Consider the following 14,597-nt stretch of genomic DNA (forward strand, 5'->3'; position numbering starts at 1 on the left):
GATAAAGATGCAGGGGTTCGCGTGACAGGAGCTAGACCATGCCATGGGCGGCCATCCTTGCAAACAGGGCGAGGGTAAGCGCATCCTGAATCACATGGCTGGCGACCATCTGGCGCAATTCGGCCCCGGTCACAAGCCGCACTTCGCCAATGTGCTCCCCTCCGACAGGCTGGGGAGTCCGGACGATTCGCACTGGATGAGCGGCAAACAAATAAACGTGCTCATTGGTAAATCCTTGCGAGCCAAAAAACCAGCCCAAAGGTGTGAGCGTGCCCTCTGGGGCGACCACGCACCCCGCCTCCTCGTCGAGCTCCCGGTGCACCGTATCCAGGATCGCCTCATGGGTTTCCCCGTCATCCAGCTGTCCGGCAGGGAACTCCCAGAGCGTGCGCTGCACGGGCAACCGCTCCTGGTGGATGAGGATGAATTTTCCGTCATCCGTGATCGGAGCCACCGCAATGGCGGATTTCCGGTGCGCCACCGTCCAGTGTACGGGAGTTTCCGGGCGGGCGGGAGTGAGGTAGGCACACTCTTCGATCTGGACGTACTTCCCCGGGTACACCATCTCCCCCGGCAGCTTCTTCCAGTCATCATGGTCCCTGATTTCGCACAGGGGGAAGGGTAGGGCAGGTTTGCAACCTGTCGGCTGGACAGGATTACATCCTGTCCCCTCCCCGCCACCATCAGGACAATCCCCTTGGATTACACTTCCGTCGCTCTCAGTTTTCATCACGTTCCGAAGTTCCACGCTGTACTCACCCGTCGACAGACCGGCTTTTTGCGGATTCTGCAGGATGTAATCGCGATACCGTTCAAGTTCCACTGCGTCACGCACAATCCGATCATGGCTCTCTTCCATCCAAAGTGAGCCGGAACGGCCCAACTGTTTGTGAATCAATCGGGCGGCATGCCTTTTCCATCCTCCGACAACGTCGGATAGCTCAACTCCGGGCAACGGTTTGACCAATACATGTGCGTGGTTGGGCATCACCACATAGCCATCCAGCAGGTACCGCACTCCGTGGAAATGCCGCAGGGAATCTTCCAAGACTTCACGGAACCGGGTCTGTCCCAAAAGGCACTCCCCATAACCACGATCAAACCAATCCTCTCTCCCATCTACAAACCGGGCTTGGTACTCAGCGAGAGTCTTCCCTTTCCAAGGCTCAGGATGGTGATGCATCCAGATTTCCAACTCCTCCTTCCACTGGGCCAGTACGTGAACAGGCAGCGAATCAGCCAGCCTGAAGGTGACGAAGTAGGTTGCACCCTCTTGTCGCCAATGAGGCAGGTGCCTTTGCTTCACACGGATCGCACGGGTCCAGTCCAAAGGGACAAAGACGTCAGCAGCAGGGAGCGAGGCAGGATGAAATCCTGCCAGCCCCACAGGTTGGAAACCTGTGCTACGGTTTTTCACGCCAAACTCTCCCGCCAGTGCCGCAACCTCCCGGCCACATTGGCAGGCGATGGGGCACCGATGCCCTTGCGGGCGGCGAGGGCGGCATCCATCTTGAGCACGGCAAAAACGTCGTCCCCAAAAGCGTCGCTGAACTGGCGATAGTCCTCCAACGACAGCTCGGGGAAGGGACGACCGGTGCTCAGGCAGTGGGCCACCAGCTTCCCGATGACCTCATGCGCCTGGCGGAAGGGCACGCCCTTCAGCACCAAATAGTCGGCCAGGTCGGTGGCCAGCAGAAGCGGATCGCTGGCCGCCGCCGCAGTCCGGTCACGGTTCACATCCATGCCGCGCACCATCTCGGTGAAGACTTCCAGCGCCAGGGTGATCGTTTCCAGCGAGTCAAACAGAGGTTCTTTGTCCTCCTGCATGTCCCGGTTGTAGGTCATGGGCAGACCCTTGAGTAGGGTCAGCAGGGCCATGAGGTTCCCCACCAGACGACCAGACTTGCCACGCGTGAGCTCCGCAACATCCGGATTCTTCTTCTGCGGCATGAGACTGGAGCCTGTGGTGTGGGCATCGCTCAGATGGATAAAGCCAAACTCCGCACTGGCCCAGAGGATGACGTCCTCACTCAAGCGGGACAGATGCACCCCCTGTAGAGCAATGGTGAAGAGCAACTCCACCACAAAGTCACGGTCACTCACCGCGTCCATGGAGTTTTGCGTCACGCCGTCGAAGCCCAGCTCCCGGGCCACAAATTCGCGATCCAGGATGATCGTGGATCCCGCCAGCGCTCCAGAGCCCAGCGGCATCACATTCACCCGCTTCCGTGCATCGGCCAGGCGCTCAGCATCCCGGGCGAACATCTCCACATAAGCCAGCAGATGATGGGCAAAAAGCACCGGCTGCCCCCGTTGCAAATGGGTGTACCCCGGCATCACAGCATCCGCGCCCCGCTCAGCGCACTCCACCAGAGCGCGCTGGAGTTCCCTGGTCAGGGCGATCAGGGAATCAATCGCATCCCGCGAATAGAGGCGCACATCCGTGGCCACCTGGTCATTCCGGCTCCGGGCGGTGTGCAACTTCGCCCCAGCGGGTCCGATCCGCTTCGTCAGCGTGGACTCGATGTTCATGTGCACGTCTTCCAGCTCCTGGCTCCAGGCAAAGTCGCCGCCCGCGATCTCATCGCGGATCTGCAACAGCCCGCGCTCGATAGCCTCCCGCTCGGCGGTGGTCAGAATGCCCGCTTTCTCCAGCCCCTTGGCATGGGCGATGGATCCGCGGATGTCGTGAGCGTAGAGTCTCCAGTCAAATGACACGGACTCGCCGTAGCGCTGCACGAGCGCACTGGTGGGTTGTTGGAAGCGTCCTTTCCACATGGCTTTTAAGGGGGTGGAATGTCTAAATGATAGCTCGCAGGAGGGCAATGGGGACTTTGTGTCGAATCAGTCCGCCACCACGGGTGCCGCCGAAACCAAGAGCAACGTGGGCTTACCCTCTTCCCGGGCCAGAGTCAGATCCACGCGGAACTCCACCTGCCAGTCGTTGATCGCCTCCGCATCCACCAGCACCTGGCAGACTCTCCAGGTGCGCCCATCCTCCAGCGCCTCCACGTAGGTGTGGCGACCATTCCGGGCCTCCGCATCCAGGAGGATCCGGTCGTGCTCGTCGTAGTAGGGGTCCATGGCCGCCGCAAGCTTATCCGCAGTCCATTCCGCTCCCGGGGATCCCAGAGCCTGGATCGCTGCGACGTAGTTCTCGGTCGCCAGAGGTCGCAGGAATTTGAAGATCTCCGTGCGAATGAGCGCGGTGAACTCGCGGCGATTGCGGGTGATGTCGGGTGCCTGCTCCGGTTCTTTCCCCTCTTCATCCTCTTCGCCCGGTTTCCAGTTCGGATCCCGCAGGCGCTCCCACTCATCCAGAAGGCTGGAGTCCGTCCCGCGCAGCACCCCGGCCAGCCAGGCTTCCATCTCCTGCACCGGTTCGGTCTTGAACTGGTCCGGCACTGTCTGGGCCAGCACCTTGTGAACGGAGGAGAGGTGGCGCAGCAGCACACCCTCCGCCCGATGAAGCTCGTAGTCGTTGATGTAGTCCGTGAAGGTTCGGAAGTTCTCGTACATCTCCCGCGCGATGCTCTTGGGCCGGATGTTCTCCTGACCCACCCACGGGTGCGTGGCAGAGAACTCATTGAAGGTGCTGTACACAAACTCCCGGCAGGGCTTGGGATACTCCAGTTCCTCCAGCCGTTCAATGCGCTCCTCATAGGGCACGCCCTCCTCCTTCATCGCCGCCATGGCCTCGTCCTTCACCTTGCTGAGTTGCCGGCGCAGGATGGTGTCCGGATTCTCCAGGATCGACTCACAGAGTGTCATCACGTCCGCAGCATAGTTGGGCGAGTTGGGATCAATGAGGGCCAGCGTGTCGATGAGGTAGAGCGACAAGGTGTAGTTCAAGGAAAAATCATCCTGGAGAGCCACATTCACCCGGAGCTTCTGGCCACCGGCCTTCTGTTGATCCCTGGGCAGGATCTCGATGATCTTCCGCGTTACCAGGGCACGGAAGAGCTGCCACGCCCGGTCACGGTGCTGTTTCTTGGCCGCGGCGGTTTCATGCGAATCACGGATCAGCTTCTGCATGGCCCGGCAGCCGTCACTCTCCCGGCTCAGCACCTGCAGCAACATGCCGTGTGATACCTGAAACCGTGACTGAAGCGGCTCCGGGGCGGCGGATTGCAGCTTCTTGAAGGTGTCCTCACTCCAGCCGACAAAGCCCTCGGGCGGCTTCTTCTTCACCATCTTGCGCAGCTTCTTGGGGTCCCCGCCCGCCTTGGCGTCCATCTTGGCGTTTTCGATCACATGCTCTGGTGCCTGAGCCACCACGTAGCCAATGTCATCGAACCCGCGCCGGCCCGCGCGGCCGGTGATCTGGTGAAAGTCCCGTGCCGAAAGCGTGGCCACCTTCTGCCCGCCGTACTTGCTGAGCCGGGTGAGCACCACGGTGCGGATGGGCACATTCACCCCCACTCCCAGCGTGTCTGTACCGCAGATCACCTTGAGCAGCCCTTTCTGCGCGAGCTGCTCCACCAGCACCCGGTACTTCGGCAGCAGTCCCGCATGGTGGATGCCGACACCGTGGCTGAGGTACTTTTTCACCTCCTTGCCATACGGGCTGGCAAATTTCACCCCCACCAGATGCTCCTTGATCGAGGCCTTCTCCGCCTGGGTGCAGAAGTTCAGGCTCATCAGATCCTGCGCCGCCTGGGCTGCATCGTTTTGGGTAAAGTGCACCAGATAGACCGGCGCCCGGCAGGCACCCACCAACTCCTGTAGCGTCACATCCACCGAGGTCTCCGCATAGCTGAACTCCAGCGGCACCGGGCGGGTTTGGGAGGAAACGATGGAAGTCTCAGCCCCAGTCAGCCGGATCAGCTCCTTTTGGAAGAAGTCTGTCGCCCCCATGGTGGCGGACATCAACAAAAAGCGCGATTGGGCCATGGTAAGAAGCGGCACCTGCCAGGCCACCCCACGCTCGCGATCCGCGTAGTAGTGGAACTCGTCCATGATCACCTCGCGGAACGGAGCATTCTCGCCATCCCTCAACGCATAGTTGGAGAGAATCTCCGCCGTGCAGCAGAGGATGGGCGCATGGCGGTTCACCGTCGCATCCCCCGTGGCCATGCCCACGTTGTCCGGCCCAAAATCCCGGCAGAGCGCGAGGAATTTCTCGTTCACCAGCGCCTTGATCGGGCAGGTGTAAACCGACCGACGACCGCGTGCCAGGGAGAGGAAGTGCAAAGCGGTCGCCACCAAGGACTTACCTGAGCCCGTTGGCGTATTGAGGATGACGTTCTGCCCCTCGAAGAGCGCCAGAACCGCCTCCTCCTGAGCCGGATACAACTCCAGCTTCTTTTCTGCCACGTAGTCCAGGAACCGGTCCAGCAGCTCATCGTTCGAGCAGTCAGGTGTGGAAGGGAGGCGGCGTAGCAGAGGGTGGTCAGACATGGGGCGGCCCGCAGTGTCGCCAGAAGCGGCCTGCGGGCAACGGAAGAGTGCATCTCCGGCGTGGGGTACTTACATCTTCACCAGTTCCACCCGGCGGTTCTGAGCACGACCTTCTTCGGTGGAGTTCGTAGCGGCAGGCGCAGCGTAGCTGACGCCGAAGGAAAACAGCCGCTCGGCGCTGATTCCATATTTGGCCTTCAGTTCCGCCACCACCGCCGCCGCACGACGCTCGGAAAGGCTGCGATTGGGCTCAAAACCACCCACGGTATCCGTATGGCCCACCACCAGCACTTTCAGCGCCGGGTCTTCGGTCATCAGCTTGGCCACTTCGTCCAGCGCGGGCTTGCTCTCGGGCTTCACCTCGGTGCGATTCGTGTCAAAGAACACGCCATGGAGCGTGACGCGACCTTTGGCATTCAGACCGCTGGCCATTTCGGCAGCAGTCAGCGTCACCATCCGCTGTTGACGTGGACGGGCATCGATCACATCCACCTGCACAATGACTTGACCTTTTTTCACCGCCACCTTGGGAGTATAGCCATCGCGATACTGCGTCACAAAGATGGCAACGGCCACCTCGCCCTCAGGCCTGATCTGACGTGCCGCCAGATAGTGGGCTGCCTGGGAACTGTACTCGAACAGCTGCCCGCCCACCCCACCATAGCGATAGCCAAATTCATAGCCTGTGTCAGGGGCCTTGGCCGACCAGAGAATCTCGTAGCCCTGAGCCTTCAACTCCTCCTCATAGTTCTCATACACCTCCAGGGCTGACCGCCCCATGGGAACGAGGTAGGTGATGCGCGAAACCTGGCCGCGAAGGACCGTTTCCTTCTCAATCTTCCGGCCCTCATTTATCGCCGGATTCAAAGCCTTCCCCAGCGCAATGGGATACTCGGCAAACGCCTGCTGCGAATAGACCGCGATCTCCGCACCATCATAACGCTTGAACAGAGGATGGTCCGCTGAGCCCTCAATGTCTGCCGCATGGGTCATGTCCAGCGACAGCGAACAAAAGGAACCAAGGGCAAATGCCGCAATCATACGGCCACAACGGATGGCAAAGTTGGTACTCATGCTGTCTGCATGTGCCCGCACCCCCCGCCGTGACGAAGCAACTCAAATAATTCCCCCGGTCAAACCAACTCCATGCTGCGGGCCGGAACACTCCTCACCACTGGCTTCCGACGTTGCCTGATGGGGGCGGTTGACTGATCGAAGTCATCCGCCTCCCGGAGCCCGCCAATCATCCTTCCGTCAAGATGGGCCTGCATGGCATAGACCGAACGACGGAAAATGTATGCCTGGTTCGCCCCACCACGTGGCATGGAGTGGAGAACCGATTCGCCCATCAACAATTTGCGCAGCCTCAATGCAGGATGATCCAGGGCCAGGCCGGCCCCGGTGCGGATGGCAGCCATGAACTCCAGGCACTTCTCCGCATTGATCTCGTGGTAGAGCACCGCCGCGGCCAGGAAGGAGGCCTGGGAAATGCCCTTTACACTCTTCTCTCCCATGAAATCTGTGATGGCCGTAATGGCCACTTTGTGGGTCTCAAGAGCCTGCTTCACCACGCTGTCAGGCGGTGTGCTGCCACTGTTGCTGGATACGGTACGCCTCGCCAGACAGGTGGCGATCTCCACCCACTTCCGATTGCGCACCTGGCCGGAAAGATAGAGCGCATCAAAGAGACTGCGGCGACGTTGACGGTCCACCTTTTCCTGGGACGCCACAGGCAGCCCGGTGGTGAGGACCATGGGCACCGTCACGCCCGCTTTGACGATCGCCGACAAACAATGCTGTCCGTCCACCAGGGTACCTTCCGCATCGAACCCCACCGCCGCGGGCGTGAGCCGCCATTCGTCATTCAGTATTTCCTCGACATACTTCTCCACCACCTGGTCGGAGAGCTTCCTGTTGCGAACATTGCGCGCCAGCATGGCCTTCGCCGTCTCAGGGCTCAGATACACCGCCAACGATTTCACCCCTGGCACCGGCTCCAGATGCCCCAGGTCCAGACGCGCATACTTTCCATTCAGATGAAAGCTGCTTTCGGCGGTGGATGGGGGCAACGATGTTTGCATGGCGGGGAACAATTTCTACTCCCGATAATGCGTCAGAGAGACCCGGCTGCACCATTGGTCATGCGCTTTAAGAGCCAGGCAAGAATCACACAGTAAAGCATAAAGATTTCACTTAGCCTGACCACAAGCTACGGCCGGTAAGAACGTCCCCGTCCGGTCACCGGGTCAATCTGCAACGTATAATAGTTGTCGGGTGTGGAGTTCGCCCCTGCCGCAGGAAAGCTGCCCGGCTGGGCCATCGTTATATATGCGCTACGCAGAGGCAGGTGAATGTTCGTCGAGCCATTGGGATAGAATACCAGGCTTTGGTACTTGGCACCGAGGGTCTTGAACGGCTCTACATCCACAACCGTCTCCTTTCCCCCGTTCAGAGCATCCAGCAGCGGAGATAGCCCTCCTTTTGCGATCATGACACTGCCCTCACCCAGATACGTCGGGTTTTCCATGGCTGTAGCCGCTCCGCCAGATTCGTTGAGGAAAAACAGCTGGTAGGCATGAAATCCAGCCTCTCCGTCGGCAGTGTACGAATAGAGTCTGAGTTCGACCGGTCGGCTCTCAGTCACCGAAACCTGTTGCGCCAGGGAGATTTTAAACAGCAACCCCTCTCCCGCGGCTGTCAGCCGGTTCGCGGCGATCACCCTGGCGAGGCTGGGTGCCGCAAATGCAAGGAGCATGCTGATGACTGCCAGCACCACGATCAGCTCAACCAACGTGAAGGCACTACAGGTGGCTGGGGGGCGGCCGTTCACTGGATCCGTAACGTCCGAAGGATCTGTTTTCATTTTCATTGGGGAATGAGGTTCCATTTGGAGCTGCGCAGTGGCACCGCTGCGGAAAAGACACGGTAGTTGACTTTTTCTGCCACGAGTTTTGCCTCCAACTCTTCAAGATCCTTTTGATAGTTGTTGCAATCCTTGAAGGCCCCTTCAGCCAACAATTCGGGCATGCTGCCGGAAGCCCCGTCGGCCAAACGAGCCGCCGAGCTTTCATCAATGGCCACCAACGTGACACGCACCACCGGCGGCAGCAAATGCTGGAACCCTTGAGGGTTTGTTCCCGTGGCCCCCACAACGTTGCGTGAGTTATAACTGTAGTCTGGAGCAATCCAGCTTGCCACCTTCTTGGACAGTGTTGCATCGCTTTCCGTCACCTGAGGGGAGAGGATCAACGCGATGATATTCTCCGCCACCGGCCGGGAGGACGACAACTGCTCGGCACTCTCCGAGGTGGACACCGTCTCCTTGGCCGCTTGATCAAACCAAGAAGCCGCCGTGTAAACTGCGTTCCGTTCTGCCGGCGGTCGAAACTCCCAGAGACGGAACCTCGTCCGGGCCGTCGCAACGTGCGCAGGGCGGTAGGCATCATCATTCCCATGGAGCACAAAGTAGCCCCGGGCGCACAGCAGACGGTTTAAAGCCTCGTAGCCGGGACGCTCCGTCACCCCCACAGGTGCTTGGAAAAACAAGCCGTGCGAGACCAGCGCACCCGCTGTGGGGGCCTGCAGAAGGGACTGTGACTCACCAGTTACGAACTGCAGCTCTGAATGCCTGAGATACGCCAGCGGTGCCTCTGCCTGAGTGGCAGGAACAGTCGGCGTGGCACCCGTGTTGTACCGATAGGCGAGATACGGATTCAGCGTGGCCTGCCGGAGGCTCTGCGTGATGGTCTCAAACGCCATCCGCGCCTCGCGGAATTGTTCTATCCGCGAAGTGCTCTGCGTCCAGGTACGCTGCATCTGGGTGACGAAACTGGCTGAGACCACCATGATGATGGATAACACCACCATGGAAACCAGCAACTCGACAAGGGTGAAGGCCGGGCTCATGGCCCTCCCGGTGCCTAGCCGGGGAAGTTGGAACTGCGGATTCATTGAGAAACGGTGGGGATGTGCACTTTAGCGCCAGCAGCAGGATCAGCCGTTCGACTGGGAGAGCATGACCGTATAAGCCCGCACCCGGCGTGAAGCGGCCCCGGAGCCCTCAAATTTGAAGCCCGGATCACTGGTCGGGACGATGCAGATTTTGGCGCGTCGCAGTGACCCTTCCACCTTTTGCGCGGAGGCACTAACTCCATCGGCGGGCAGGCGCACATCCATAGCGCTTGCGGGTAGGTTGACGGAAACGACATAAGCCACCGCCGCATACCCTGGACCTTTTGAATCGACGCTGGCAGCGGGAATCTCCACACCCTGGTCATTGAACAGACGAGACCTTCCGTAGCCCGACCAGTCCAGTTCGTCCCACGCAGTGGACTGCAACTCTCCCCCAATGAGCTGGGTAATTCTAGCCTCCGCCGACAGGTCGGCAGAATTTCTCGCCATCTCCAGGCCGCTTGGGAGCAACCCCAGCAGGGTCAAAAAACCCAGCGAAGCAATGGCCAGGGCGAAGACCACCTCCACAAGGGAGAATCCCCGCTGATTCCTCCAGTCGCGGCACACCGCGTCATGCAATTTTGTATTCATGTCGGAATTGATTTAAGTTAGTTGGATTCCGGACTTATCAGGGGTCGAATCGCTTCTGGGCAATCACACGGAAGCGGTGCAAGGAATCAAGCGTCGGTTTACTCAAGGGATTGGCGCCCGCGTAGTCGAGCGTGGAGCCCGCGGCAAGCTGTGGCTGATTCAGATCCAGGTAACGTTCCACTACTGCAGATCCTCTGTACTCCGCCGTCACGGAGTCCTTGGTGGAGTCGAAGGTCTCTGGATCCGTGGAACGCGCCTTGCGGACAACCTGGCTGCGCACGTGGACCTGGAAGGTGTTGGAGCGTGTCGTCAGCCGGGGATACATGTTGGTATAGGGCCGCTCCTTCAGGTTCTCCGCCGTGATTGCGTGATCTTCCCAGAATTTCGTGATTCCGTTCGGCGCACCCACCTTGAGCAGGTCCTTGAAGTTGTCAGGCCACGGCTCAGGCACCCGCACGTCGCTTGGGTCCATACGTTTTGGGAGCAGATGCATTTCGCAGATCTGTGCTGGGGAGATGAAGGCGAATCCCGAGCGGAACCGTTCATCGAAGAGTTTCAATGTCGCCTCTGTGTCCACCTTGCGGTGCCAGAACAAACGGCCCACATTCACCTGCTTGCCGCGAATGTCGTACACATTGTCCACGTGTTCCTTCGCAAACCAGCTCTCACCCTTCCCAGTGGGTGCCGCCCGCGGGCGACGCAGGTAGTAGTTCGCATCCGCATGAGCCACCGCCGTGAGCACCTCACTCTTCATAACCCCATGCAATGCAGTGGACCGATGAATGTGCTGAAAGGGTGCCATCTGGTAATTGAGATTGATTTTACCCATGGTCGAGCCCGGCTCGCTGATCGCATAGGGCTCAACAACCGGCATCCAGAAGAAATCCATGAACAGGTAGTCGGGTGGATCGACTCCCTGATTGTTGAAGTTGCCACCGTAACCCTTGATGAATTTCGGAGCCCCCGGATGCGCCTGCTGGTTGAGCGCCGTGCTCCACGTTTGGGGACGAAAAAGCAGCGTCCGCCATGGCTCACGCTTCCGCCCCGCCGGTGCGGCACCGGAGGCATGGACCCCTGTAGGCAGAGAGCCAAACATACCCGGTGATGGCACCTGACGGTTCGGGGAGAAGTAGGTAGCCCCCCCCATCCACGTCGCCCAAGCTTCCGTGAAATAAGGAACAGACTGTTCCTGGGTTGTGGAGTTGACCTTGCCAAGCGTATTGCCCTCGTCGGGTTTGTTGATGTAGGCCCCATCCGTCTGATTGGATATACCCCGGTCAAAGTCGCCGTACCGTTGCAGTCCCGCTGCAGTGCCGGGTGAATAGGGATGATCCGGCACGAAACTGAAGAAGTAGTCTGCATTGCGCACCAGACGTGCACCCAACTTGTCCTCGCCGCGGTCCAGCCCTGGTCCATCACTCCAATGGGCAAGCACAATGTTGTGCGCCATACGCCGGGCTGGATCGCCGTAGAAGCGATGCTGTTCGAATTCTCCCGACGGCACCACAAACTGTCCCATCGTCAAGCGAGGGTCCCCATGACGCAGCACCAGCGACTGGAACGTGTCGTCCCACGTCACCAGATTTCCCCGGTTATACGTGCCCGTGGCTTGCGTTTCACCGTAACTGCCAATCTCATTGCCGATGTAGCGGAATCGCCCACCCATGCGGGTGCGGGGATAGGCCGCAGTAGAGGTGATTCTCCCGCTCTGGTCACGTCCCAGCGCCCCGTCACTGTGATAGGACCACCAATAAGGTGCCGGCACCGGCTGGTTGACCCAGTAAGTATCGTCCCAGTTTTTACCGAAGCGTGTATCCTCATTCCGGGTGACGAGTTTTGGAGCGAGGAAATCGGCGGAGGGGAAATCAAAGTTGAACGTTTGCAGCACCTTCGCCGGAGAGGTGTTGGTCATGATTTTCACCGTTACCGCGCCACCTGAAAAGGGTATTTTCCCATCTTCGGTGGCCGGAGTGGCCGGATCGTCCACCGGCACATCAAAGAAGTCGCTAACGAGGTTGTACTGGTTGCAATCCTTCAGGATGTCGGATCGGCTGGAGTAGTAGCTGTAGTCCACCTTGCCGGGCGTATAGGGCGGCTTGTCCGTGTCATTGGCAGGAATATTGGTATCAGGAAACAAGATGCTCCCCTTGGTGTTCCCGTTCACCCCTGCTGCCACGGCAGGAAGCTTTCGCTCCTGGAGAAAGGCCCGGTAGGAAATGGTCCCTCCCCGCTGGTAAATGCCCCAGGCGTTGCTCATGTGCTTGAAGGGCCGGATCACTGTCTTGCCCCCGTTTACAGGAAACATTTTCTGGTTGCCCACCATCAGAGAACTGGCATCCACCTCAATCTGAATGTCGGGGTTGATCAGAGTCCAGCCGGTGGCAGGGCAGAACCACTCCAGAAGAAAGGTCGCCTGCACCCGCTTCATCCCCGAAGCCAGGGGCGCGTCCTTGTCCAGGGTCCAGTTCCAGTTAAGGGGATTGTAGCCAGGATGGAGGGCTTCATCGCCCTTCTTGCCCTCCAGTTCATGCTGGGTGGGGTACTTGTTCTTGTAGAAGCCGTTCGCGGGGTCCTGATTGGTGGCGGATAGCGGTGGAAAGTTGGAGTACCAGAAGTCGAAATTCCCCCACTCGCCGCCCCGCCAGGTTGGTGGGGTGTAGTTCGCCGCAGGTGGTGGTGTCGTAGGAGTGATGCGCGCAGCCGACACCCCGCCTGCGGTGTCTGTGCCCTGGGCACAGGCGATGAAGTTCAGGCCAACCTCTGAAATGGTCAGGAACCGGCCCATGCCACGGTACACTTCGTCCTTGCCCTTGGGCAGTACGGTTGGCGTCACCTGCCCATGTCCGGCAAAGCTGTTACCGTCCGCATTCCGGATGGGCGTGAAAGTCTTGCTCTTCAGCCCTCCGGCGGCCGAGTAGGCCGTCAAACGATTATCCGGCAGACCGGCTATGGAGGGGGTCAAACCCACACTCTTCTCAGCGATGGCGTCATCGTAGAGGTTCGTGCTGCGGATGTAATCGAAGATCTCCACAAGAATCTGTTGCCGATTGTCTCCGTACTTCGCTTCAAAGGTCGCGGAAGTGGATGGGCTGAATCCGGGGATGGGCTGCGCCGTCAGGGCCATCAGGTAGTCGAACAGCTGTTTGTTCCGGGCAATGCCGGTAATTTCATTCTGGCTCGTGCTGTCCTGCCTCGTGAAAAAATAGTCCCGCCCAGCGAGCGTTGAACAGTAGGCGATCGTCTTGTCAAAGACCGTCCGGTAGTCGCTCGTGTTCATCCGGTGCTCCGGCCACATGGAAATCTTGGGCAGCCCAAAAGGATTGGTTTCAGGTGATCGACTGTGCGGCGTGAGAAACGGACGCAGCCGCTGCATCAGGTCCGGGCGGGAGACGCCAGACCACACCCCGGCAGTTGCCAGGTCTATCTCGTCACGAGTGCCGCCTGAACCAGTCTTGGAGCGCAGCAAAAATTCGTCCACGCTGGCAAACAGGCGCTCTCCCAGCGCATTCTGCACCTCGGCAAAATCAGTCGGCGAGAACGCCCTGCCAGCAGGGACCAGCACCGATCCTGAACGAGAGCCGCCGGGCAGGATCTTCGGCATTAATTCATATATTTTCTCCTTGCAGTCCCGGATCTTGTTGAACGCATCCTCGTCCTCGTCCTTGCGGACATTCATATCCTTTCCTGGAAACAACACCGTGCTCATACACACCGTGGCGGGGTGACCGGGATAGCGCTGGTATTCGTATGCCATGGGCTGGAAGCGAGCCCAGTCACCGTCGCGGTCGTGAAACAGACGGGGAGTATCCCACGCGGTTCCCTCGCCAGCGGTGTTGATGTTGATTTTGCAGGACTCGTCATCCGCCCAGAATGCCACCCGCGACACAATAGGGTTGTCAATCGAGGCCTTCACGCCGCCCGCCCCGACAAATTTCCCGTTATTACTCAAGTATCCCAGAGTTCCGTCCTTCAACATGTAAAGCCACTCCACAGGCATGGGCACCCGTTGCCCGTCCGAAGCCCCTCCACCAGAGGGCAGCACCACACCAGCCAGCGAGGTCCCTCCAGCTACGCCGTTCGTGCTGGTGGTGTATGAAAAGCCCTCCACCGAATTTTGTGGATCAGTGGAGTAGGCGCGGGGGTCAATGATCGGAAAAAACCACCGGGGTCCCGCCGCCGGGTTGGCGGGGTCCAGCCTTGCCACTGGTTCGTTCAGGTCCACATAGTTGTCCGGCAGAGTGTCCCAGTTCCAGGCCGGAAGGTCAGCGGCAATCGCGCTCTCCGAGGTAGCAGTCATCGTCCGGTCCGAGTAAAGCTTGTGGCCACCCAAAAGCACCCCTGTTTCACGGTATTGTCTCACCATGCCAGGCTGGGAGGTCCAAATCTCCCGACCTGTCACGTCCGACCGCTGCTCTGTCGCCTTCCGGATCTGACCCATGACGATGTTGACCGCAGAGTCGGCATTGATGCGGGCGGCCGACCCGTCGGCAAACGCCACCGTGGACTTGAGCTCCGTCTGCGTGGTGGAGAGCAGAGCCAGAAGAAGCACGGTTGCCAGCGTGAGCACGCTGATCACCACGATGAGGGCCATGCCTCGCGGGCGGCGGTGGGAGGATTTTGACAAAGGGCGGGGTGAGTTCATGAAACGACTCTCC

Annotated in this window: 9 protein-coding genes; all 9 read right to left on the minus strand. The window is 59.5% G+C overall.

The window, feature by feature from the left end; all coding sequences use genetic code 11:
- Positions 1-31 precede the first annotated feature (31 nt).
- Positions 32-1,417: an NUDIX domain-containing protein gene (locus VSP_RS40020; protein ID WP_156345110.1), complete on the minus strand. Its 1,386-nt coding sequence runs from the start codon at positions 1,415-1,417 to the stop codon at positions 32-34.
- Positions 1,414-2,778 carry an argininosuccinate lyase gene (argH, locus tag VSP_RS25170; protein WP_009964172.1) on the minus strand — a complete coding sequence of 455 codons (1,365 nt, stop codon included), beginning with the start codon at positions 2,776-2,778 and terminating at the stop codon, positions 1,414-1,416. Before argH ends, VSP_RS40020 begins: the two co-directional genes overlap by 4 nt.
- Before the next feature lie 66 nt (positions 2,779-2,844).
- Positions 2,845-5,400: a DEAD/DEAH box helicase gene (locus VSP_RS25175; RefSeq protein WP_009964173.1), complete on the minus strand. Its 2,556-nt coding sequence runs from the start codon at positions 5,398-5,400 to the stop codon at positions 2,845-2,847.
- 69 nt (positions 5,401-5,469) lie between these two features.
- Positions 5,470-6,474: an OmpA family protein gene (locus tag VSP_RS25180; RefSeq protein WP_081452706.1), complete on the minus strand. Its 1,005-nt coding sequence runs from the start codon at positions 6,472-6,474 to the stop codon at positions 5,470-5,472.
- 59 nt (positions 6,475-6,533) lie between these two features.
- The gene (locus tag VSP_RS40025) at positions 6,534-7,481 is read right to left on the minus strand and encodes a hypothetical protein (protein WP_009964176.1); all 948 of its coding nucleotides are present in this window, start codon (positions 7,479-7,481) and stop codon (positions 6,534-6,536) included.
- A 128-nt stretch (positions 7,482-7,609) separates the two neighbouring features.
- Entirely contained in the window at positions 7,610-8,263 is a 654-nt protein-coding gene (vccD, locus tag VSP_RS25190; protein ID WP_157211048.1) for a Verru_Chthon cassette protein D, read from the minus strand.
- 2 nt (positions 8,264-8,265) lie between these two features.
- On the minus strand, positions 8,266-9,351 hold the full coding sequence (gene vccC, locus VSP_RS25195; protein WP_081452708.1) for a Verru_Chthon cassette protein C: 1,086 nt from the start codon (positions 9,349-9,351) through the stop codon (positions 8,266-8,268).
- Between the two features lie 42 nt (positions 9,352-9,393).
- Positions 9,394-9,942: a Verru_Chthon cassette protein B gene (vccB, locus tag VSP_RS25200; protein WP_009964179.1), complete on the minus strand. Its 549-nt coding sequence runs from the start codon at positions 9,940-9,942 to the stop codon at positions 9,394-9,396.
- Positions 9,943-9,979: 37 nt separating this feature from the next.
- Positions 9,980-14,566: a Verru_Chthon cassette protein A gene (vccA, locus tag VSP_RS25205; protein ID WP_198141227.1), complete on the minus strand. Its 4,587-nt coding sequence runs from the start codon at positions 14,564-14,566 to the stop codon at positions 9,980-9,982.
- Positions 14,567-14,597 lie beyond the last annotated feature (31 nt).

It is taken from the genome of Verrucomicrobium spinosum DSM 4136 = JCM 18804 (assembly GCF_000172155.1).
Taxonomy (GTDB): domain Bacteria; phylum Verrucomicrobiota; class Verrucomicrobiia; order Verrucomicrobiales; family Verrucomicrobiaceae; genus Verrucomicrobium; species Verrucomicrobium spinosum.

Excerpts from the sequence above, each read along its gene's own strand:
- argH (WP_009964172.1), bottom strand. The coding sequence starts at position 2,778 with ATGTGGAAAGGACGCTTCCAACAACCCACCAGTGCGCTCGTGCAGCGC.
- VSP_RS25175 (WP_009964173.1), bottom strand. The coding sequence starts at position 5,400 with ATGTCTGACCACCCTCTGCTACGCCGCCTCCCTTCCACACCTGACTGC.
- VSP_RS25180 (WP_081452706.1), bottom strand. The coding sequence starts at position 6,474 with ATGAGTACCAACTTTGCCATCCGTTGTGGCCGTATGATTGCGGCATTT.
- VSP_RS40025 (WP_009964176.1), bottom strand. The coding sequence starts at position 7,481 with ATGCAAACATCGTTGCCCCCATCCACCGCCGAAAGCAGCTTTCATCTG.
- vccD (WP_157211048.1), bottom strand. The coding sequence starts at position 8,263 with ATGAAAACAGATCCTTCGGACGTTACGGATCCAGTGAACGGCCGCCCC.
- vccC (WP_081452708.1), bottom strand. The coding sequence starts at position 9,351 with ATGAATCCGCAGTTCCAACTTCCCCGGCTAGGCACCGGGAGGGCCATG.
- vccB (WP_009964179.1), bottom strand. The coding sequence starts at position 9,942 with ATGAATACAAAATTGCATGACGCGGTGTGCCGCGACTGGAGGAATCAG.